18 protein-coding genes are annotated in these 22,221 nt (G+C 64.1%); 10 read left to right on the forward strand and 8 right to left on the reverse strand.

What is annotated here, in order from left to right:
- Nucleotides 1-34: 34 nt before the first annotated feature.
- Both VOM14_RS03470 and VOM14_RS03475 read left to right on the forward strand, forming a co-directional pair.
- Nucleotides 35-1,357: an MFS transporter gene (locus tag VOM14_RS03470; protein WP_327627262.1), complete on the forward strand. Its 1,323-nt coding sequence runs from the start codon at nt 35-37 to the stop codon at nt 1,355-1,357.
- Nucleotides 1,358-1,414: 57 nt separating this feature from the next.
- Nucleotides 1,415-2,650, forward strand: a complete 1,236-nt coding sequence (locus VOM14_RS03475) for an MFS transporter (RefSeq protein WP_327627264.1) — start codon at nt 1,415-1,417, stop codon at nt 2,648-2,650.
- Nucleotides 2,651-2,695: 45 nt separating this feature from the next.
- Here the strand turns inward: VOM14_RS03475 and VOM14_RS03480 are convergent, their stop codons facing one another.
- Nucleotides 2,696-3,046 carry a hypothetical protein gene (locus VOM14_RS03480; RefSeq protein ID WP_327627266.1) on the reverse strand — a complete coding sequence of 117 codons (351 nt, stop codon included), beginning with the start codon at nt 3,044-3,046 and terminating at the stop codon, nt 2,696-2,698.
- Nucleotides 3,047-3,071: 25 nt separating this feature from the next.
- Between VOM14_RS03480 and VOM14_RS03485 the strand changes: the two genes are divergently transcribed.
- The 3 genes from VOM14_RS03485 to VOM14_RS03495 all read left to right on the forward strand — a co-directional run bounded on the left by VOM14_RS03485 (nt 3,072) and on the right by VOM14_RS03495 (nt 6,828).
- Complete coding sequence (locus VOM14_RS03485) at nt 3,072-4,682, forward strand: aldehyde dehydrogenase (NADP(+)) (protein WP_327627267.1); 1,611 nt, start codon at nt 3,072-3,074, stop codon at nt 4,680-4,682.
- 166 nt (nt 4,683-4,848) lie between these two features.
- Complete coding sequence (locus VOM14_RS03490; RefSeq protein WP_327627268.1) at nt 4,849-5,118, forward strand: DUF4148 domain-containing protein; 270 nt, start codon at nt 4,849-4,851, stop codon at nt 5,116-5,118.
- 177 nt (nt 5,119-5,295) lie between these two features.
- On the forward strand, nt 5,296-6,828 hold the full coding sequence (locus VOM14_RS03495) for a methyl-accepting chemotaxis protein (protein WP_327627269.1): 1,533 nt from the start codon (nt 5,296-5,298) through the stop codon (nt 6,826-6,828).
- Nucleotides 6,829-6,832: 4 nt separating this feature from the next.
- Here VOM14_RS03495 and VOM14_RS03500 read toward each other — a convergent pair whose 3' ends face one another.
- Nucleotides 6,833-8,086, reverse strand: coding sequence for a serine hydrolase domain-containing protein (locus tag VOM14_RS03500; RefSeq protein WP_327627270.1), 1,254 nt, complete (start codon nt 8,084-8,086; stop codon nt 6,833-6,835).
- A 431-nt stretch (nt 8,087-8,517) separates the two neighbouring features.
- On the opposite strand from VOM14_RS03500, the gene VOM14_RS03505 reads away from it, so the two are divergent.
- Nucleotides 8,518-10,905 carry a glucose/quinate/shikimate family membrane-bound PQQ-dependent dehydrogenase gene (locus tag VOM14_RS03505; protein ID WP_327627271.1) on the forward strand — a complete coding sequence of 796 codons (2,388 nt, stop codon included), beginning with the start codon at nt 8,518-8,520 and terminating at the stop codon, nt 10,903-10,905.
- A gap of 57 nt (nt 10,906-10,962) precedes the next feature.
- On the forward strand, nt 10,963-12,354 hold the full coding sequence (locus VOM14_RS03510) for a DUF2252 domain-containing protein (RefSeq protein WP_327627272.1): 1,392 nt from the start codon (nt 10,963-10,965) through the stop codon (nt 12,352-12,354).
- 66 nt (nt 12,355-12,420) lie between these two features.
- Here the strand turns inward: VOM14_RS03510 and VOM14_RS03515 are convergent, their stop codons facing one another.
- The 3 genes from VOM14_RS03515 to VOM14_RS03525 form a co-directional block, all read right to left on the reverse strand.
- Nucleotides 12,421-13,479, reverse strand: a complete 1,059-nt coding sequence (locus VOM14_RS03515; protein WP_327627432.1) for a serine hydrolase domain-containing protein — start codon at nt 13,477-13,479, stop codon at nt 12,421-12,423.
- A gap of 108 nt (nt 13,480-13,587) precedes the next feature.
- A complete protein-coding gene (locus VOM14_RS03520) occupies nt 13,588-14,880 on the reverse strand; it encodes an MFS transporter (protein WP_327627273.1) in 1,293 nt (430 codons plus the stop codon).
- Nucleotides 14,877-16,310 carry a M20 family metallopeptidase gene (locus tag VOM14_RS03525; RefSeq protein ID WP_327627434.1) on the reverse strand — a complete coding sequence of 478 codons (1,434 nt, stop codon included), beginning with the start codon at nt 16,308-16,310 and terminating at the stop codon, nt 14,877-14,879. The genes VOM14_RS03520 and VOM14_RS03525 overlap by 4 nt, the downstream gene beginning before the upstream one ends.
- 141 nt (nt 16,311-16,451) lie before the next feature.
- Here VOM14_RS03525 and VOM14_RS03530 point away from each other — a divergent pair, with 141 nt between their 5' ends.
- Nucleotides 16,452-17,357, forward strand: a complete 906-nt coding sequence (locus tag VOM14_RS03530; RefSeq protein ID WP_327627274.1) for a LysR family transcriptional regulator — start codon at nt 16,452-16,454, stop codon at nt 17,355-17,357.
- On the opposite strand, the gene VOM14_RS03535 is transcribed toward VOM14_RS03530, so the two are convergent.
- Nucleotides 17,354-18,241 (reverse strand): SDR family oxidoreductase, encoded by an 888-nt coding sequence (locus VOM14_RS03535; RefSeq protein WP_327627275.1) that lies wholly within the window; start codon nt 18,239-18,241, stop codon nt 17,354-17,356. The two genes, VOM14_RS03530 and VOM14_RS03535, sit on opposite strands and share 4 nt — an antisense overlap.
- Nucleotides 18,242-18,337: 96 nt before the next feature.
- Between VOM14_RS03535 and VOM14_RS03540 the strand changes: the two genes are divergently transcribed.
- Nucleotides 18,338-19,174, forward strand: a complete 837-nt coding sequence (locus VOM14_RS03540; protein WP_327627276.1) for a helix-turn-helix transcriptional regulator — start codon at nt 18,338-18,340, stop codon at nt 19,172-19,174.
- Between the two features lie 26 nt (nt 19,175-19,200).
- Nucleotides 19,201-19,659 carry a YaiI/YqxD family protein gene (locus VOM14_RS03545; RefSeq protein WP_327627436.1) on the forward strand — a complete coding sequence of 153 codons (459 nt, stop codon included), beginning with the start codon at nt 19,201-19,203 and terminating at the stop codon, nt 19,657-19,659.
- Nucleotides 19,660-19,710: 51 nt separating this feature from the next.
- Here the strand turns inward: VOM14_RS03545 and VOM14_RS03550 are convergent, their stop codons facing one another.
- Together VOM14_RS03550 and VOM14_RS03555 are read right to left on the reverse strand one after the other, a co-directional pair.
- A complete protein-coding gene (locus VOM14_RS03550) occupies nt 19,711-20,685 on the reverse strand; it encodes a 2-hydroxyacid dehydrogenase (RefSeq protein ID WP_327627277.1) in 975 nt (324 codons plus the stop codon).
- A gap of 79 nt (nt 20,686-20,764) precedes the next feature.
- Entirely contained in the window at nt 20,765-22,120 is a 1,356-nt protein-coding gene (locus tag VOM14_RS03555; RefSeq protein ID WP_327627278.1) for an MFS transporter, read from the reverse strand.
- Nucleotides 22,121-22,221 lie beyond the last annotated feature (101 nt).

Raw genomic sequence — 22,221 nt, forward strand, 5'->3', positions numbered from 1 at the left:
GCATAAAAGCAGATAAAGCATCGGGGACGAACAGGTGGAGATCACTCGACAGACAGCGCCGCGGCCCGAAAATCGCTGGGCCATTCTCGTGCTGCTCGCGTTCGGTCTGATGATCTCCTTCGTCGACCGGACGAGTATGTCCACTGCGCTCGCGGATCGCCACTTCGTGCAGGAATTCGCGTTGACGCACGTCGAGCGCGGCTGGCTCGGCTCCGCGATGTTCTGGTCATACGGGCTGCTGCAAATGCCCATGGGCTGGCTGTTGGACCGCTATGGCGTGAAGTGGCCGTACTCCATCTGCTTCCTGCTGTGGTGTCTCGCGGCGGCGGCGACCGGTCTCGTGACCACGCTGTCCGCGCTGATCCTCGTACGGCTTCTGATCGGCGTCGCTGAAGCGGTGGTGGTGCCTGCCACCTACCGGTATCTCGCCGATCACTTCGACGAAACCCGCAAGGGTACGGCGCTCGGCATTTATTCGATCGGCGGCAAGATGGGACCGGCGCTCGGCGCGCCGATCGCCGCGTGGCTGATCGCCGCCGGTTCGTGGAAAACCATGTTCATCATCACGGGTCTCGCGGGACTCGTCTGGTTGCTGCCGTGGCAACTGCTGCTCAACAACGACTTTCCTTCGCGGGCCGAGCTTGCGGTGGCGAAGCGCCGCGCGGCCTCGGTGCCGCTCGGCAATCTGTTGTCGAGTCCGGTTGTATGGGGCGGATTGATCACCAACTTTTGCTACAGCTATTTCGCGTTCTACTGCATGACGTGGATGCCCGCCTATCTGGTCGAGCAACGGGGTCTTACGCTGCGGCAGTCAGGGCTCTACACGTTCTTCAGCTTCGCCGGCATCGCGATCGTGGCCGCGTTCGCCGGATGGGCGGCGGACCGGCTGATCGCGCGTGGCCATGATGCAGTCGTGGTGCGCAAATCGTCCATCGTGGCCGGGTTTATCGGCGGCACGACGGTTCTGATCGGCGCCTTTACACGGTCGCCGCAAATGGCGTTGTTCTGGAATGTCGTGTCGCTTTCCCTTTTGGGCCTCGTCACCGCGAACAATCTGGCGCTGGTGAAACTCACGCTGATTCCCAGGCAGGCGGTGGGTTTGAATACCGGTTTGCAGCAAGTCGCGACCAGTCTCGCGGGCGGCGTATCGGCGAGTCTCTCGGGTTGGCTGCTTCACGTGGGACACAGCTACATGCTGCCCATGGCGGCCATTTTCGTATTCCTGTTGCTTGGCGCGTCAAGCACCGTGGTGTTGCTGCGGCGCAAGTGGGCGCCGAAGATCAACGAAAGCGGCGCCGAGGGGCAGTACAACCACGATGCGGCGCCGCAGACCCATGCCGGCAAGCATTTTCAATAATCACTCGCATCCCTCGCGTCACTCCCGTGTTCGCGACGTGGAAGGCAGGCAGTCGTCATGACGCAGGTGAACGAGACGTCGTCAACGGCACCCGAGGCGCCCTTGCTGCGGCATTCGTCGCTGACGCGCTTTCTGATTGCTCGCGCGGGTTCCATCACGGCGCAGCAGATGCTCATGCTCGCGCTCAGCTGGCACATGTACGACCTGACGTCGAGCGCGTGGTATCTCGGCCTCGTCGGACTGTTCCAGTTCATGCCAGGGCTCGCGACGACCTTCGTCGCCGGTCATTGCGCCGATCGCATGCATCGCGGCCAGATCGTCGCCGTCTGTCTCGCGGCGCAGGCCGTCACGGCCGCGTTGCTTGCCGCAGCGACCGTCACGCATGTCGTGACGCGCGACTTGCTGCTCGGGCTTTCGCTCGTGTTGGGCGCGATCCGGCCGTTTCAGATGTCGGGGCAACAGGCGCTCTTGCCGATGCTCGTTCCGCAGCGTTTGCTCGCACGGTCGATGGCGCTCAGCACCGTGGTTCAACAGGTGTGCGTGACCGCCGGGCCGGCGTTGGGCGGCTTGCTGTTCGCGACGGGCGTCAACGCGCTTTACCTGACCTGCGCCGCGATATTCTGCGTGAGCGCCGTGATGTATGCGCTGATCCGCTACGACTACGTGGCGCCGCCGCGCGAGCCGGTCACGGCCGCGACGGTACTCGCCGGCTTGCGCTTCGTGGGAAGCAATCCGCTGCTGCTCGGCGGCATCTCGCTCGACCTGTTCGCCGTGCTGTTCGGCGGCGCGACTGCGCTGCTGCCGGTCTACGCGAAGGAGATTCTGCATGTCGGGCCGCAAGGGCTCGGCTTGCTGCGCTCCGCGCCTGCCGCCGGTGCGTTGTGTGTCGGGCTCATGCTGTCCCGCCGTGCGATCGGCAGCGGCGTCGGCAAGAAACTGTTCGTTGCGGTTGCCATCTATGGCATCTCGATTGCCGCGTTCGGGCTGTCCCGATCGTTTCCGCTGTCGCTATTGCTGCTCGCGATCTCCGGCGCCGCGGACACCATCAGCGTGATCGTGCGGCAGACGCTTATTCAGCTGGAAACGCCGGATCGCATGCGCGGACGGGTCGCCGCCGTGAACACGCTTTTCATCGGCGCGAGTAATCAGTTGGGTGAATTCGAATCCGGGGTGACAGCCACGGCATTTGGCGCGATGGGCTCGGTTGTGCTGGGCGGATGCGCGACGATCCTCGTCAGCCTCGCATGGAGCCGGCTGTTCAAGCCGCTGGCCCGACGCGACACGTTGCATTGACAGAGCAACGCATTAACGTTCCGGTTAAGTCTCCGGCGCCTAACTTCAATGGACGGTGCACGCGCTGCGTTCGATCATGGCCATCCCTTCTCGGCTTCCCTCGATTGAAGCGAGAAAGGTGTGGCGATTCGAAGTACGGAGATGCATATGAGTGGGCATTGTCATTCGCTGCGCGTCCTGATCACTGACTGGTTTGGAAGCGGCGAACATTTCAGGGTCACGCGAGCCGATCGCTCGAGAAGTATGCCGTGGCGCGTCGTGCAGGTCGAAGTGGCGCGTTCGTCCGGAACGTTCGCTATTGCGTTCTTTCGACACGGCGATGGTTCGTGGTGCGTCTATCCGCCGCCAGTCGTTCAGCCAACCATGAACTGGCCGGGAAACAAACTGGCCGGTCATTCATAACTCGTTGCAGGAATCCAGCATGACTATCAATGGCGAAATGCTCATCGGCTTTTGTGAAGTCCGAGGCAACCAGGGAGCGCAGCGGGCGTTCAATCCCGCGATGCACTCGGAAATCGCGGAGCCGGTATTCGGCATGGGCGGTGCCGGGGAAGTCGAGCGCGCGGCTTCGCTCGCGTCCACGGCGTTCGACGTTTATCGCAACGTCCCGCTTGCCAGGCGCGCGGCTTTTCTCGATGCCATCGCGGACAATATTCTGGACCTCGGCGACGAACTCATCGAGCGCGCGCATGCGGAGACGGGATTGCCCGTGCCGCGTCTGCAAGGAGAACGTGCGCGCACGGTCGGGCAGTTGCGTCTTTTCGCCAAAGTCGTGCGGGACGGACACTTGCTCGGTTCCACTATCGATCACGCGCAGCCCGAGCGTCAGCCTTTGCCCCGCGCGGATCTTCGTCTTGCCAAAGTGCCCGTGGGGCCCGTCGCCGTATTCGGTGCGAGCAATTTCCCGCTCGCGTTCTCGGTTGCGGGTGGCGACACGGCATCGGCGCTCGCGGCGGGCGCGCCTGTCATCGTGAAGGCGCACAGCGCGCATCTGGGGACGTCGAAGCTGGTTGGGTGTGCCATCCAGAAGGCTGTCAAGGAGCAGGGCTTGCCGGAGGGCACGTTCTCGCTGTTGTTCGGCGCGGGCCGCACGCTCGGCGAAGCGCTCGTCTCACATCCGGCCATCAAGGCGGTCGGCTTCACGGGGTCGCGGCAGGGCGGCATCGCACTGATGCGAATCGCCAATGCGCGCCCCGAGCCGATTCCGGTGTATGCCGAGATGAGCAGCATCAATCCGGTCTTCCTGTTTCCCGGCGCGCTCGCGAACAGGGCCGATGCCATCGCTCGGGCGTTTGCCGATTCGCTGACGATGGGCGCAGGTCAGTTCTGCACGAACCCCGGTCTCGTGATTGCCATCGACGGTCCGGACCTCGACCGGTTCGTCGAGGCGACCGCGGATGCGCTGGCTTCGAAAGACGCGCAAACGATGTTGACACCGGGCATCTTCGACGCCTATTGCACCGGGACGAGAAAGCTTGGCGCGATCGAGGGCGTGACGAAAGTGGCGGAGGGCGAGCCGGCAGGCGAGCGCCCCAATGCCGCGCGCGCGGCGCTGTTTGTGGCCGACGCGGCGCGGTTCTTCGCCTCGCGAGAACTCGAGTCGGAGATGTTCGGGCCGGCCTCTGTCGTGATTCGAGCCCGCGATGTCGATGAACTGATTCGGATTGCAGAGCATATCGAAGGGCAGCTCACCGTTACACTTCAGATCGATGCGGCCGATTTCTGCGACGCACAGCGCCTTCTGCCCGTTCTCGAACGCAAGGCTGGCCGCGTGCTCGCGAACAGCTTCCCGACGGGTGTCGAGGTATGTCATGCGATGGTTCACGGCGGGCCATTCCCATCGACTTCGAACTCGATGTTCACCTCGGTGGGCGCGACGGCGATCCAGCGTTTCCTTCGTCCGGTCTGCTATCAGGATCTGCCTGATGCCTTGCTTCCGGATGCGCTGAAGGACGCGAATCCATTGGGCGTGTGGCGTTTTGTCGACGGCGCGGTGGTTGAACCCGCGCACTCGGCCACGCGATTCCTTTGATAGCTTGACGCTCCGTGCAGCTAACGCCCGGCCACTCGCGGCTTAACCGAACACTCAAGCCCTCGGCGGCTTAATTCAATAGTTTAAGTATTTACCCTAGTGTCAAATACTAACTTCGTTGCCGCGGAAAATTGGCGGCTCTCTCGATGTTAGAAAGGGAAGAAAAATGAACTTGTTGATCAAAGCCGTGTTCGTCACCACCGTCGTCCTGGTTCCGGCACTCGCATTCGCCCAGTCGAACGGCCCTCTCACGCGCGCGCAAGTTCGCGCGCAACTCGTGCAGCTCGAACGGGCCGGCTACAACCCGATCGCGGATTGCGCGGGGAATTGCCCGGACAGCCTGCGGCGTGCTCAGGCCGTCGTAGACCTGCAACAGGCCAACGCAAATGCCGCATACGGTCCGGCTTTGAATGGCACGGTGCAATCCGGCAAATGAGTCAGTTGCATTCCGGTCGTTGTTCTCATGCAGTCCGAAGTGGTGGCGCCCTTGCTTAACCATTTGCTCACACGCAAGGCAGTTTTTCTCAATGAGCTGGCCACGACTCACTGGCAAAATCTGGACTTTTGCAGCGGAGATGACCCGCAGTAGACGGGGCACTTCATAAGGTGACGCATGAAACTGGTACATCAAATTCCCTTTGCGCTGGGCGTCGCATTGCTGGTTGCGTCGGGCGCGGGCCTGTTCGGCGTGTTCCAGATGAACGACGCCGCGAACGCTTACGAGAAGCTGATCGAAGTCGACGACGCACAAGCACGCGCGATCGACGACGCCCTCGTTGCGTTCAAGAACCAGGTGCAGAACGGCAAGGACATTCTGGTGCGTGGCAGGGACCCGCAACTGTTCGCCAAATATTGGCGCGCGTACCAGAAGTTCGAGAAAGTGGCACAGTCCACCACGGAAAAGCTCGCGGGCGAATTGCCGCCCGGTGAATCCCGCGCGAAAATCGAGCAGTTCAATCTGCTTCACCAGGCGATGGGCGAGTCGTTTCGAAAGGGTCTTAAGCAGTTCGAAGCGTCGGGTTTCGATGTCGTCGCCGGAGACCGCGCGACCGATGGCATTGACCGCGACTCCGCGATTGTTCTGCGCGAATCGGGCAGCGCGCTTGTCGCGCACACGGCCGCTGCCATTGCGCTTGCCAAGGTCAAGCAGCGGCGCGCGGTCATCGCGAGCATCGGCGTCATGACGATCATTCTGGTTGCGGGCCTCGCGGTGGCTCTGAGCTTTTCGCGCGCGATCACCCGCAAGCTCGGCGGCGAACCGGACGATGCCCGCGAGGCCGCGCGCCTGATCGCGCAGGGCAATCTCGACGTCGATCTGCATTTGCGGCCTGGCGACTCCGACAGCCTGATGGCCGCCATGAAGGACATGGCGGTGTCGCTCGCGCGGATCGTCAAAGACGTGCGCGCGAGCAGTCACGCTATCGCGACGGGGGCCGCGCAGATTGCGTCCGGCAACGGGTACTTGAGCGAGCGAACGGAGGAGCAGGCGAGCGTGCTCCAGCAAACGGCATCGTCGATGGAGCAGCTCAGCGCCACCGTGAAGCAGAACGCCGCGCATGCGTGCGAAGCGAGCGAACTGGCGATCGGCGCGTCGTCGATTGCGGCACAGGGCGGCAGCGTCGTGGGCGCGGTCGTCGAGACCATGAAGGATATCAACGGCAGCTCACGAAAGATTGGCGAGATCATCGGCATCATCGACGACATCGCCGCGCAGACCAACATACTCGCGCTGAACGCGGCGGTCGAAGCCGCGCGCGCCGGCGAGCAGGGCCGGGGATTCGCTGTCGTCGCGACCGAGGTGCGCTCGCTTGCGAAACGCAGCGCGCAGGCGGCCCACGAAATTCGCGGGTTGATTACCGCAAGCGTGGAGCGCGTCGATCGGGGCAGCGTGCTCGTCGACGAGGCGGGCGCGACGATGACGCAGGTCGTGGGCGCGATTGAGCGCCTGAGCATTCTCGTCGCGGAAATCAGCAATGCCAGTGCCGAGCAGAGCACGGGTGTCGGGCAAGTCGGCGAGGCGGTTAATCAGATGGATCAAACCACTCAGCAAAATGCGGCGCTCGTGGAAGAGAGCGCCGCCGCAGCCGAAAGCCTGAAGCAGCAGGCGGCGAACCTCGTCGAGTGCGTCGCGCAGTTCAGGATTTGAGGAGCTAAGGCCGTCCCTCGCTCGGCACTTCCGATGCCTTGCTGAGTTCTCTCATCAGAATTCGCGCGATGCCATTCGCGGGCGCGGTGCCGTCGGGCGCCGCGGCCGTCGTCGCCCAGGTGACGATCGTCGTTTTCGTCGCGGGATCGTAGCCCATGAACGTGTTGAATCCGGGTATCTCGCCGGTGTGTCCGTAAAACGTGCCGAATTCCGCCAGACCGAGGCAGTAGCTCGCGGCCATCGGGTCCGACGGATTGACCGACCTGCAACTCGCGAGCCGTTGCGCCTGAAGATCGGCATTCAGATAGCCGCCGCCCACCATCCGCTGGACATACGCGGCGAGTTCCTTGACGGTCGAAATGCCCGAGCCGGCGGTCCAGGCCCACGACGTGTTGACGGACGTTACGTCGGTGGGTTGCAGCGTCCCGTTCTTCGCGGCTGCCTGACGTTCGGGCGAGAGCGCGTCGCTATCGGTCGTCTCGGCATTGGTGCCCCACTGATAGCCATGCGGCGCCGGCGCGATCAGCGATGTATCGCCCTGCGGCGGAAGAAACGTATCGGTCAAACCTGCTGGGGTGAAGAGACGCGCCTTCATGGCGTCCGCGGCGCTCATGCCGGTGACCTGCTCGATGACGAGCCCCAGCAACACCGTGTTCGTATTCGAGTAGCGAAAGTCGGCGCCAGGCGCGAAATACACAGGCTGGCTAAACGCGATGTCGAAAAGTTCTCCAGTGGTCCACACTTTGTTCGGCGCGGCGTCGAGCGTCTGATTGAACGCGAGGCTGGTCGAGTAGTTGTAGAGGCCGCTGCGCATCGTCAGCAATTGCTCGATCGTGATGTTCCCGCCGTTAGGCACATTTGCAACGTACTTGCTGACGGGGTCGGCGAGCGCGAGCTTGCCTTCCTGCACGAGTTGCAGAATCACCGTGCCAGTCCAGGTCTTCGTCACGCTGCCGACGCGAAAGTGCGCGTTCGTCGGCAGGGGTGTGTTCGTGCCTCTCACTGCCGTTCCGAACGATTCGAGCCAGTCGCCCTTGGGCGATTGCACATACACGACAGCGCCTGGCGTCATGGTGTCCGCGAGGAATGCGTTGATCTGGGGGCGCGCCTCAGTGGCGAATGCCGGCTCGCTCGATGACACCGAGTCGCCGCTGCCGCAACCGGCCAAGCTCGCGCCGATACCGACGATCAGTGCAAGGGCCGACGTCCGGCGACAGAAAACGTGTGCAATGTGCATGACAAAGCGAGAAGTTGCCATGTGCGTGTCCCTCCCTGATCGTGAGGCCAACGTGTCGATGGTCAATCGGGAGGCGGGTACGGCATGGCGGGAACCGGGCCTCACCGGCGTGCTCGCGTTGAGCGGGCAACGTCAGAAGATTCCGCTGTACCGAGGTTGTCGGCACTCTCGTCTCTCGATCCTCTTTGCAACCGTGCCGATCAACTATAGGACGTGGAACGCGCGTCCGGCGGCCGATTTACGTCAGCGGAAAGCGACAGGCGCCTTGTCTGCTGGCGATGGTCAGGCCGAGGTGATAGCCAGGCGCGGTACTTTAAACATGCTCTTTTTCCTTGGTTTCGTCCGAGCTTATACATAACCTACCGGAAGGCGAAATCTTTGGGGGAACCCCGATCGCCTGCACGACGCGGCTTGGGCGCGCCTTGCCTGTCGCACTGCACGGAGGAGATGTCATGAGCCGGAATGCGAGAAACCTGCCAATCGCGATGTGGATAACCGTGCTATTCGCCGGGCTGTCCGGCGTCTATTTGCTGGCTGGCGGCGTGTGGCTGCTCGCTATCGGCGGATCGCTCTATTACGTGATCGCGGGCGTGCTTCTGCTGGTCACGGCGGCGCTTGCTTACCGTCGCAATACGCTGTCGCTCGTGCTGTATGCATTGCTGCTGGCAGGCACGCTCGCGTGGGCATTCGCTGAGTCCGGTCCTGACTTCTGGGCGCTCGCTCCACGCACCGACGTGCTGGTGCTCTTCGGCATCTGGTTGCTCGTGCTGTGCGCTTTGCGCTTCTATGGCGCGGCCTCGCGCGGGCCGGCAATCTTGCTGCTGGCCGTCATCATCGTCACCGGCGGGGCGTATGGGTACGCTGTACTGAACGATCCGCAACAGCTCGACGGCGTGGTGCAGGCCTCGGCCGCGACGGCCGCCTCGGCAGCCGGGCCGCATGCGGGCGACTGGGCCGCTTATGGGCGCGACCAGGCCGGTACGCGCTATTCGCCTTTATCGCAGATCAACCAGGACAACGTAAAAGGGCTTCAGGTCGCGTGGACCTTTCAGACCGGTGACAAGAAAGGCCCAAACGACCCGGTCGAGATCACGAATGAAGTGACGCCGCTCAAAGTCGGCGACATGCTGTATCTCTGCTCGCCGCATCAGATTCTTTTCGCACTGGACGCGGCCACGGGCAAGGAAAGATGGCGATTCGATCCGAAGCTCAAGCCCGACCCGAGCTTCCAGCACGTCACCTGCCGGGGCGTGTCCTATTACGAATCGAGCAATGCGGCGGCCGCTCCCGCAAGCGATACGGAAGGCACGGCGTGTGCCCGGCGCGTGATTCTGCCGGTCAACAACGGTCATCTCTACGAGGTCGATGCGGCAAGCGGGAAGCCGTGCGCCGCGTTCGCCAACGGCGGCGATCTCGATCTGCAGCATCTTCAGCCGGTGACCACGCCGGGACAATATGAGCCGACGTCGCCACCTGTCGTGACGAATCACGTGATCGTCGTGGCCGGCGCGGTCACGGACAACTACTCGACTCATGAACCGTCCGGCGTGATCCGGGGCTTCGATGTCGAAACGGGCAAGCTGCTTTGGGTATTCGATTCGGGTGCAGCCGACCCGAACGCCATTCCGGACGATCAGCATTCCTTCACGCAGAATTCGCCGAACTCATGGGCGCCGGCGGCTTACGATCCGCAGCTCGACCTGGTCTATCTGCCGATGGGCGTGAAGACGCCGGACATCTGGGGCGGCGACCGGACGCCGCTCTACGAGCGCTATGCCACCGGCTTGCTGGCGCTCAATGCTTCGACGGGCAAGCTGGCCTGGTTTCATCAAACGGTTCATCACGATCTCTGGGACATGGACGTGCCCGCGCAGCCAACGCTTGTCGATATCGCGGACGCTAACGGCAGTACGACGCCGGTCGTCCTCGTGCCGACCAAGACAGGGGATATCGTCGTGCTCGACCGCCGCAACGGGACGCCGGTCGTGCCGGACGATGAACGGCCGGTGCCGCAGGGCGCGGCCAGGGGCGACCACGTGTCGCCCACGCAACCTTTCTCGCAGCTGACGTTCCGCCCGAGCAAACTCCTGACCGACGCGGACATGTGGGGCGCGACAATGTACGATCAGCTCGCCTGTCGCATCCTGTTTCACCGGCTGCGTTACGAGGGGACCTTCACGCCGCCGTCCGAACAGGGGACACTGGTGTTTCCAGGCAATCTCGGCATGTTCGAATGGGGCGGCCTCGCCGTCGATCCGGGCAGGCAGATTGCCATTGCCAATCCCATCGCGCTGCCGTTTGTCTCCAGGCTGATACCGCGTGGTCCTGGCAATCCGATGGAACCGCCGCAGGCAGGGCAGAGCGGAACCGGAACCGAGGTCGGAGTGCAGCCGCAATATGGCGTGCCTTTCGGCGTGACGCTCAATCCGTTCATGTCGCCGATCGGCCTTCCGTGCAAGCAACCGGCGTGGGGCTACGTCGCCGCGCTCGATCTGAAAACACGGGCGGTCGTATGGAAAAAGCGCATTGGCACGACGAGAGACAGCAGCCCGGTGCCGTTGCCTCTGAAGATGGGCATGCCGATGCTCGGCGGCCCGATGGTCACCGCCGGTCACGTGTTTTTCATCGGCGCCACGGCGGACAACTATATTCGCGCGCTGAGCACGGATACGGGCAAGGAACTGTGGAGCGCGCGCTTGCCCGCGGGCGGACAGGCGACGCCGATGACCTATGAAGCGAACGGCCGGCAAATGGTGGTCATCGCCGCGGGCGGACATGGTTCGTTCGGCACCACGCTGGGCGACTATGTGATTGCCTATGCGTTGCCCAAAGGCGATTGACGCGAGGCAAAGCGCCGGGAGCAACACGACATGGACATACCTATCGACTCACGAACAATGACGACACAAAAGGATCCCTCCAACCTGTTTGCGGGCCGCGGCTCGCTCGCCTCGCGAATCCAGCTCGGCAAGGAAGCGCGCAGAAAGGTGTCCCGAGGCCAGCTTGCGATCTGCAAGATAGACAAGCGCGACCCGATGTCACTGCTCGAAGCATCCAATGTGGGCCGCGTGCCGGAGCTGATACCCATTCGTTTCGGGCGCATGCTGGCCGATCCGTTCTCCTTCTATCGCGGTGCCGCGCCGCTGATGGCCTTCGATCTGTCCACGCTCCCGCGCACGGATGTCATCGTGCAACTTGGCGGTGACGCGCATCTGGCCAATTTCGGGCTGTTCGCGAGCCCCGAGCGGCGGGTTCTGTTCGGGCCCAACGATTTCGACGAAACGCTGCCGGGACCGTTCGACTGGGATCTGCGCAGACTCGCCGCGTCATTCGTGATCGCCGCGCGCGAGCGCGGCTTTGCGGCGAGCGACCAGGGGAACATCGTTCTTCGGCTGTGCGAAACATTCCGCCAGCGCATCGCGGAGTTCAGTGCAATGGACACGCTCGACGTCTGGTACTACCAGTTCAAGTCGGCCAGCATGCTGGCCATTGCGGATTCGGCCGAGGAGCGGAAAAAAGAGCTGGCAGTTATCGACAAGGCACGCTTGCAGTCGTCGCGATCCGTGGCGAGCCATGCGACGGAACTGGTCAACGGCAAGCTGCGTATCCGCGAATTGCCGCCGCTCGTGTATCACATCCCGCTTCAGAACAAACGCGAGCGCAAGCAGTACGACGACATGATCCGGCGTTTTTTCGCGGACTACAGACTGACGCTGCCCGACGACCGGCGTGCGCTGTTCGACCGTTATGAACTGGTCGATGTCGCGATCCGGGTTGTCGGCATTGGTTCGGTGGGAACACGTTGCTATGAAGCGCTATTCATCGCCGACGGAGAGTGCCCGCTGTTCCTGCAACTGAAAGAGGCGCGCGCTTCCGTGCTGGAGGGCTACCTTCCCGTCAGCGAATATCCCAACCATGGCCAGCGCGTGGTGAATGGCCAGCGTCTGTTGCAGTCGGCGAGCGACATCTTTCTGGGCTGGTCCAAGATGCATCACACGGGCAACGACTTCTATGTGCGGCAGTTGCGCGACATGAAAGGCGCATTCGACTTCACCACGTTCGACGTCGCGGATCTCGCCGAGTATGCGGTGTCGTGCGGCACGGCGCTGGCGCAATCGATGGCGAAAGCGGGCGACCCCGCGCTGATCGGCGGATACGTGGGCAAGTCGGCCGCGTTCGACGAGGCCATCATACGGTTTGCGCTTGCCTACGCGGAGCAGAACGAGGCGGACTGGACCGTGCTCAAGGCAGCCGTCAAATCCGGGCGCGTTCAGGCGACGCGGGAGTAGGGATCGGTTAGCGCCGGTTTATCCGCGATGCGCCCGTCCAGCTCGCGGCGTTCGGCGCGCGTCTTTTCACGCGGCGTGAAGCGCATCCACGGCATGCAGAATGCGCCCGAAAAGCTCGTCAGCGGCCGCGGGGTTCAACCAGCGGACCACGACGGTCATCCGGCGCTCGGGCTCGATCCATGTAAATGAACTGCCCGCGCCGACGCCGAAATAGCTCGACGCCGGCACGCTCGGGAAAATCTTGCGGTCCGTGTTCAGCCAGATCAGGTAGCCATAGAACCGCGCGATCTCACACGGCGTGCGCATCCGGGCGATCCACTCGCGCGAGAGAATTTGCCGGCCCGCCACGGCGCCTTCGTCAAGCAGCATCTGCGCCACTTTCAGCTGATCGTTCGCGCTCACCGACATGCCGCCGCCCCAGTGCGTGCCGCCCGGCACGGATTGCATGCGCCGCCCGTCTATCTCGACCCATGCATGGTCGTAGCCGACCCATTGCCAATTCTCGCTGGCGCCGGCCGGTCGCATGATGGCTTCGCGGAACACCTCGGGCAACGGCTGCCTGAACAGATGCAGCAGCGCGAGCGACAACTGGTTGATCCGCACATCGTTGTATTCCCAGTAGCTGCCGGGGCGTTGTAACGGACGCGGATCGCCCTTCCTGCCATCCGGCGGCGCGGCGAAATTGACGGCGCGATAGTGGTCCGCCTGATCGGACAGACCGAAATACGTTCCTTGCCACTCGCTCGTTTGCTGAAGCAGTTGCGCCCACGTGACGGCGGCGTTGCGCGCATCGTCGAAACCGATGCCGGGCACGCGCACGCGCACCGGCTCGTCCACATCCGGCAGCAAGCCGCGGTCATGCGCGACTCCGGCGAGCAGCGCGAGATACATCTTAGCGACGCTGAAAGTGAGGTCGGCCCGGTCGGGCTCGCCCCATGCGGCGAGTACGCGGCCATCGACGGCGATCGTGCCCGACGCCGGGCCGCGGTCATGCACGGGACCGAGCAGGCGGTTCCACGGCGGCGGATCGTTCACATGCACGCCCCACGCGCCATCGACGTGGCGATCCCACAGCGACTCGTGATCCACGGCGAACTGCACGGCTTGTTGCAAATCGTCTTGCATGCTGGATGTCCCGACCTTCAACGGATTCAACGGATTCAACGGATTCAACGGATTCAACGGATTCAACGGATTCAACGGATTCAACGGATTCAACGAACTGGGCGCGGCCTAGCTCACGTCCAGGCGCGCGCGCGCCCACACCAGCGTGCCAAGACTGACGATGGCCGCGAGCATCAGATAAAGCCCAGGCGCCAGGTTATTGCCGGTCGCCGCGATCAACGCCGCCACGGCGAGCGGCGTGAAGCCGCCGAACACGGTCGTGCCGATGTTGTAGCCGAGCGCCATGCCGGTCGTGCGCGTGCGGGTCGGGAACAGCTCCGACATCAACGCGGGGATCGGCGCGAAGTAGGTGGCCTTCAGCAGCGCGACCCAGATCACGGCGGCGAGCAGAGTCGCGAGCGACGGGTGCGCATTCATCAGCACGAACGCGGGATAGACTGTGAGGAAGAACAGCACGCCCGCGCCCAGCATGATGCGCGTGCGGCCCACCTTGTCGGACCAGTGACCGACCATCGGCGTGAGCACCATCATGATGAACCCGGCCATCAAGGTCGCGACGAAGCCGGCCCACGGCGCGAGACCCAGTTGCCGCGACGCATACGTCGGCATGTACAGCAGCATGTAGTTGGCCGTCGTGGTCAGCACGAGCGAGCCGATCGACACGAGCACGCGCGACTTTTGCGTCGCCAGCACCTCGCGCACCGGCGACGCGGCTTTTTCCGTGCGCTCGAACTCAGGCGTTTCGTCGATGCGGCTGCGGATATACAGGCCGACCGGACCGATCAGCATGCCGAACAGAAACGGAATGCGCCATCCCCAATCGGTCAGTTGAGGCTGGGTCAGCGCGCCGGTCAGCACGGCCCCGAACGCGGATGCAAGCAGCGTGCTGGCGCCCTGGCTCGAGAACTGCCAGCTCGCCATGAAGCCTTTGCGCTGCGGCGCGTGCTCGATCAGAAACGCGGTCGAACTGCCGAATTCGCCGCCGGCGGAAAAGCCTTGCAACAGCCGCGACGCGAAAATGCCGATCGGCGCGAGCAGACCGATCGACGCATACGGCGGCATTAGCGCGACCATGCCGGTGCCGAGCGTCATCAATCCGATCGAGAGCGTCAACGACGCCTTGCGGCCCCTGCGGTCGCTGAACGAGCCGAGCACCAGCGCGCCGAGCGGCCGCGCCAGATACGACAACGCGAAGGTGCCGAGCGTCAGCAGCAGCGACATCGTGCGGTCGTGGACTGGAAAGAACAGACGCGACAGCACCGTGGCGAAGTAGCCGTAGACGACCAGGTCGTAAAACTCGAGTGCGTTGCCGATCGAGGTCGCGATGATCAGACGCGACAGGCGCGGATGCGTCGCGCGAGTATCAATCGCGTGAGCCGTGGTGACGGAGTCGATGCTCATGTGGATGTCCTTTTGCCGGCGGTTCGTGGAAGTCGCGCTGCACTGCTGGGCGCATCGGCGTTCTGCTCGCCGAGGTCCCAGAAAAGTCCTGCCATGATGCCGAGCCCGTCGCGAATGACCGGGCCGAGCAGGTGCTCGTTCGGCGCATGTTGCGAGCAGCCCGGGTACGAATGCGGAACCCATAGCGTGGGCATGCCGAGCACGTCGGCGAACGCGTCGTTCGGCAAGGTGCCCCCGAGGTTCGGCAGCAGCACGGGCTCGACGCCCGTGGTTTGCCGCAAGGAGCGCAACGCCCACTGCACCCACGGATCGAGCGGATCGACACGCGTGGCCGGCATGCCGCGTTCCACGTCGATGTCCACCATCTCGAAGCCGTGCTCGTCGAGATGCCGGCGCACGATCGCTTCGAGGTTCTCCCAATCCGTGCCGACCACGAAGCGGATCTGCATGTGCGCGAACGCATGCGGCGGAATCGCGTTGACCGGCTTCTCGGGATTGCCCGTGCGAAACGCGAGCACTTCCAGGTTGTTCCAGCCGAACACGCGTTCTGTCGGCGTGAGGCCAGGCTCGCCGTAGTCGGCATCCACGTCGGGTTCGCCCGGATTGCCGCCGACGACGATATCGGCCAGCGCGCGGCGCACCGCGTCGGGCACGGGCGGCGGGCGCAAACCTTCGACGAGAATGCGGCCGTTCGCGTCGACCATCGACGCAATCGCATTGGCCAGCACGACGGCGGGATTGCGCAGCAAGCCGCCCCAGTTGCCGGAATGATGGCCGCCGTCGCGCAGCCTCACGTCGAGGCGGAAATTCACGAGACCGCGTGAGCCGAGAAAAACAGTGGGACGTCGCGCGGCGAGGCGCGGGCCGTCCGAGGCGATCAGCACATCGGCGGCGAGTTCGTCGCGCAACTGGGCGCACACCGCATGAAGGCCGGGCGAGCCGACTTCCTCGCCGGTTTCGAAGAGCAGCTTCAGATTGAAGCCGAGCTTGCCGCCGCGCGCGTCCAGCACCGCTTTCAGCGCCGCCAGGTTGATGCTGTGCTGGCCTTTATTGTCCGCGGTGCCGCGTCCGAACCAGCGCTCGCCCTCGACGGTGACGCGCCACGGCGCGAGTCCCGCGCGCCACTGGGCGTCGTAGCCGCGCACCACGTCGCCGTGGCCGTACGTGAGCACGGTCGGCAGCGCGTCGCCCTCATGCCGGTGGGCGACGAGGAATGGACCCGCGCCCGCCGGGTTGTCCACGATGCGGCACGTGAAGCCCCATTCGCTCAGCGTCGGCGTGATTTCATCGGTGAGATAGGCGCGCAGGTCCGCGCCGCTGCCGGCTTCCTGGCTTTCCGTGCGAAGCCCGACGCGGCGCTGGAGATCTTCGAGAAAGCGGCCGGAGTCGTACTGGTCCGTCGCATACTGGATGGCGGTGTCGCGAGTCAACATGGTCCCCCGGATAGCGCGCCGCGGCGCGAGCGGTTAATGACGAAGCCTGTGCGCAATCCTGACGTGGACGATATTTGTGGACAATTACAATATTGCGCACATATCGTTGCCGAAACGGCAAAGGACAGCCCGACGGACATGGATAACACCGCACTGCGTTATTTTCTGGAAGTGGCCCGCAGCGGGTCGCTGAGCCAGGCATCCACGCGCTTGTATGTGGCGGTGTCGGCGCTCAGCAGGCAGATCGCGAAACTCGAGGAAGAAGTGGGCGCGGCGCTGTTCGAAAGGCGTCCGCGCGGCATGGTGCTAAGCGATGCCGGGCGTCTGCTCGCCGAACATGCGCAGCGCAGTTTGCTGGACGCCGAGCGCGTCACCGAGGAAATTCGCGGCTTGACCAACGGCGGCCGCGCGACGATTCGGGTGGCGAGTTCCGAAGGCGTGGCGGCGCATTTCTTGCCGCAGGTGTTCACGCGTTTCCAGAAGAGTCATCCGGCCGCGCATTATCAGCTCGACGTGTCGGCGCCCTCTGTGGCAACGCAGCGCGTGCGCGAGGGCACGTCCGACATCGCCGTGTGTTTCAGTATCGCGCCGGAGAAGGACATCAACGTGCTGTATTCGCAGCGCGCGCCGATCTTCGCGCTGGTCAGGCGCGGCCACCCGCTGTGCGAGTGCGAGTCCGTATCGCTCGCCGATCTGCTGCCGTGGCCGTTCGCGATCAACAACACGGGCGTGACGATACGGCAGCTATTCGACATTGCGTGCAGTCTGGAAGGCCTGGTGTTCGATCCCGTGTTCGTGAGCAACTATCATCCGGCGCTACAGAACTTCGTGCGGCAAACCGATGCGGTCACGCTGACAGGACTCCTGACCGTGCGCGGCCGCCTCGACGCGGACGGCCTCGCCGCGTTGCCGATCCGCAATCCCGCGCTGCATCAGCGCACCTTGCAGATCCAGACGATGGCGGGCCGAACGCTGCCCACCGCGGTGCAGGTGTTCCTGGAACTGTTGACGGGCGCGATCGACGATCCGGGTCTGCTCGACTAGACGTAACGCGCTTCGTCGAGATCGGCGAGCAGCGTCGGACCCGTCGGCTTCCAGCCGAGCCGTGCCTGCGTCAACGCGCTGGAAGCCGGCATGTCGAGGCCGGCGAACATCGCCATCCATCCGAAATGCGCGGCCGCTTCTTCCGGCGCGATCGACACGGCTTGCAGATTCAAACCGCGTCCCAGCGACTCGGCGATCGCGCGGCTGCTGACGCCCTCTTCGCCGACAGCGTGATAGCGGGCGCCCGGTTCGCGCTTTTCTATCGCGAGCCGATACAGACGCACGACATCGGAAAGATGACCGGCGGGCCAGCGATTCAGTCCGTCGCCCACATAGGCCGCCACGCCTTTCTCCCGCGCGATGGCGACGAGCGGCGACATCAGGCCCTGCCTGAAGGGATTGTGAACTTGCGGCAGCCGCATCACCGACACATTGATCCCGGCCTCGAGCAGCGCATGGCCGGCCAGTTCCGAGCCGATACGCGGATTAGGATGGCGGGTGTTGAAGACGTCCTCGCTCGCCGGTTCGCCGTGCTCGCCGCTGCCCATGCCGGTCCCCGACGTAATGAGGAGCGGACGATCCGAGCCGCTGAGCGCGGAGCCGAGCGCGGCGATGGCGCGCTTGTCCTTTTCGCAGTTCTCGACGAAGTTCGAGAAGTCGTGATCGAAGGCCGCGTGGATCACGGCATCCGCTTTCGCGGCGCCGTCGCGCAAGCTCGCGGTGTCCTCCAGAGTGCCGCGATGCACGTCGGCGCCCGCGTCGGCCAGCGCCTGAGCGCCGGCGTCCGAACGCGTCATGCCGATCACGCGATGGCCTGCCGCGATAAGCTCGGGAACGAGCGCCGAGCCGATAAAACCCGTCGCGCCCGTCAGAAAGATACGCATGTGAACTCTCCTTGTTGGTCACGCGTTCACTATCCGATCATTTCTTATCCCGTTAAAGTAGTGATCTCATCCTGGTAAAACGACTAACAGGTTCTCATGTCCGTCAATTCGGCCCGATCGCTCGGCGATTTTCTGCGCAGCCGCCGCGCGCGTCTCGATCCCGCGAGCTTCGGATTTTCCGGACGCAGACGAACGCCTGGACTGCGCAGGGAAGAGGTCGCGCAGCGCGCGCATATCAGTCCGACCTGGTACACCTGGCTCGAACAGGGACGAGGCGGCGCGCCGTCGCCGGACGTGCTGGAGCGCATCTCCGGCGCCCTGATGCTGACGGATACGGAGCGCGAGCACCTCTTCATGCTGGGTCTGGGAAGGCCGCCGGAAGTGCGCTACAAGTCGGTGGACGCGGTCAATCCACGGTTGCAGCGTCTGCTCGATTCGCTGGAGACGAGCCCGGCCATCATCAAGACCGCCACGTGGGATGTCGTGGCCTGGAATCGTGCCGCCGCCGTCGTGCTGACCGACTATGCCGCGCTTGCGCCCGGTCAGCGCAACATCCTGCAATTCCTGTTTCGCGATCCCGCCGTCCACGCGCGGCAGCACGACTGGGATAGCGTCGCGCGTTTCGTGGTGGGCGCGTTCAGAGCGGATGTGGCGCGCGCGGGGCTGGCGTCGGAAGTGGGCGCGCTGGTGGATGAATTGATCGGCGTCAGCCCCGAGTTCGAATCGTTATGGCGCGACAACGAAGTGCTCGGTCACGGCGACGCAGGCGGCGTAAAGCGCCTGATGCATCCCGAACTGGGACCGGTCGAGCTGGAATATTCGGCATTTTCCGTCGATGGCCGCCCGGACCTCGGCATGATCGTCTACACGCCGCTCGACGGCGAGATGGCCGGGCGCATCAAACTGCTCGCCTCGCGAGGCCAATCAACATGACTGCTTCCTCTATCGACAATACGCCAATGCAAGTGCTGGTTGACGCGGACGCCTGCCCGGTGGTCGTCAAGGAAATCCTGTTTCGGGCCGCGCGGCGCGTCGAAGTATGCGTCACGCTGGTCGCGAATCAGTATTTGCGAACGCCGCCTTCCCGCTTTATCAAGGCGCTGCAAGTGCCGGCCGGCTTTGACGCCGCCGATGACCGCATCGTCGAACTGGTCCGGGACGGCGACCTCGTGATTACCGCGGACATCCCGCTTGCCGCCGCCGCCCTCGACAAGGGCGCGCATGTGCTCGATCCGCGCGGCACCTGGTTTAGCCGCGACAACATCCGCGAGCGTCTGACGATGCGCGACGTGATGGACCAGTTGCGCAGTTCGGGTATCGAGACGGGCGGTCCGGCGCCTTACTCGGCCAGCGACAGCAAGGTGTTCGCGGGTCAATTGGACCGCTTCCTTGCGCGTCGCCGCACCGCGCCGCGTTGAGTTGCATTGAGTTGCATTGAGTTCAGTCGCGCCGCGCGGCAGCGCGGCGCTTCACGCAACGTCAACCGCATGGGCCGCGTGAGCGGCTTCACCGCGAGGGCTCGCAACCGCAAAATGCCGCGCCAGCGTATCGACAACGTTTTCCGCCATGCGGCGGCGCGTCTCCTGCGTCCCCGAACCGAGGTGCGGCGTGAGCACGACCCTGCGATCCGCGATGAGCGCTTCAGGCACCTGTGGCTCATGCTCGAACACATCGAGCGCCGCGCCCGCGATCCGGTTCGCGGCTAGTGCCGCGATCAGCGCGGTCTCGTCCACCACCGGACCGCGCGCGATATTCACGACGAAGCCGTCCGGCCCCAGCGCATCCAGAACTGTCGCGTCGATGAGATGACGCGTCGCCGGCGTCAGCGGGCAGGTCAGAATCAGCATATCGCAGGCCCGCGCGAGTTCGGCGACGTTCTCGAAGTACGGCATGTCCACGGCCTTGCGGTTCGGCCCGAAATACGCGAGGCCGCAGCCAAACGCCTTCAGCCGATGCGCGATCGCCGAGCCGATCGTCCCCAGGCCGACGATGCCCACCTTCATGCTGGAAATCGAGCGCGCGAGCGGGTAGTGCTTCTCGCGCACCCAGCGTCCGGCGCGCACGAACGCGTCCGCGTTGATCAAGTCCCGCGTGAGCGTGAGCGCCAGTCCGAGCGCCGCGTTGGCCACATCGTCGGCGAGAATGTGCGAGGTGTTGGCGAGGGCAATGCGCCGCGCCTTCACCGCTTCGACGTCCACGTTGTCGAGCCCCGCGCTATAGCTCGAAATGATGTCGAGGTTCGGCACCGCGTCGAGAAACGCGGCGTCGATCCGGGTCTTACGCAACGCGATGCCGCGCACTTCGTGGCCGCGCCGTTTCAGGAAATCGGCGTGATCGGCGGGATGCTTTGGAAGATCGAGCACCGTGAAGAGCGCATGGAGTTCCGCGTTGGCCCACTCGGGCAATTCGGCGGCGTTGAGAATGATCGGCTTGGCAGTCGCCATGTGAAGAGAGTGATGTCGATGAAGGAAAACGCCCAACCACGCGCTGAGCCGCTGGCCGGGCCTGAAGCAATGCGCCGGGTCAATTCACCTTGACGCGTTCGATCTTGCCCATGACGAACAGGTAGACGAGCGCCGCAACCAGGCAATGCGCGGCCACGAAATACAGGCCGACGGTATAGCCGCCGGTCGCCTGAACGATGTAGCCGAAGACGATCGGCGTGACGATGCCGCCGATGTTGCCCACGCAATTGAACACCGCGCCCGCGAGACCCACGGCTTCGCGCGGCGCCGTGTCGCTGACGACCGCCCACGTGCCCGCGCCCGCCGCCGCGCCCTTGCCGAAAAACGCGAGTGTCATCAGCAGCACGATCAGCACGTTGCTCTCGGTGAAGGCCGAGAACACGAGGCAGCAACCCACCGTCATGCCGACGATATAAGGCGTCTTGCGCGCCCACGAGACGCTCCAGCCGCGCCGGATCAGCGCGTCGGAAATCGCGCCTCCGGCAATGCCGCCCAGAAAGCCCGCGACGGCGGGAACCATGGTCGCGAAGCCCGCTTGCATCACGTTCATGCCGCGCGCCTGCACGAGATAGATCGGAAACCACGTGATGAAGAAATAGCTCAGCGCGATCGTGCAGTACTGGCCGATGTACGCGCACCACAGCATGCGGTTCGTCAGGAGCGTGCGCGCGACGGACCACGTCATGGTCGGGCGCGACTGCAATTCGTGTTTCGCGTCGATGTCGACCATCGCGCCGCCGCCGACGATGTGGTCCAGTTCGGCTGCCGACATGCGCGGATGCTTGCGCGGCTCATGCATGACGACGGCCCACAGTCCCGCCGACGCGATCCCGATCAGCCCGAGCGCGAAGAAGGGCGCGGGCCAGCCATACTTCGCGGTGAGCCAGCCCGCGAACGGCGAGAAGATCGCCACCGCGAAATACGATGCCGATGCAAACAGTGAGGTGGCGAGCCCGCGCTCTTCCTTCGGGAACCACATGACCGCGACGCGGCCGTTGGCGGGAAAACTCGGCGCTTCGATGAGCCCGAGCGCGAAGCGCAGCGCGAACAGCAGTCCGAGCGCGATCGACAAATCCGAGGTCACGTTGCCGACAAAGCCGACCAGCATCGTCGCGATGGACCACAGGATCAGCGTCGCGCCATACATCGCCTTGGTGCCGAGCCGGTCGAGCAGCAGGCCGCCGGGAATCTGGCCGGCCACATACGCCCAGCTGAAGGCGGACAGCACATAGCCGAGCTGCACGTGATTCAGGCCGAATTCCTTCGAGATGCCGGGGCCCGCGATCGACAGGATCGCGCGGTCGGCGTACGCGACGGTGGCGAGCAGCAGAATCACGGCAAGCACGCCGTAGCGCGTGCGGGTCATTCGTTCCGATGCGGTCGATATATACTGGGTCGTTCTTTCCGAAGCCATTCGATGTCTCCTCCTGGGTGTCCCTGAAGCGGCGTTGCGCCGGGCGCATGGCCCGGTCTTGTGAGGCCGCCTTACCTTTGTGTGGTTGCATTAAACCGATG

Origin of the sequence: Paraburkholderia sp. MPAMCS5, from assembly GCF_036016995.1 — a bacterium.
In the GTDB taxonomy this organism is placed as follows: domain Bacteria; phylum Pseudomonadota; class Gammaproteobacteria; order Burkholderiales; family Burkholderiaceae; genus Paraburkholderia.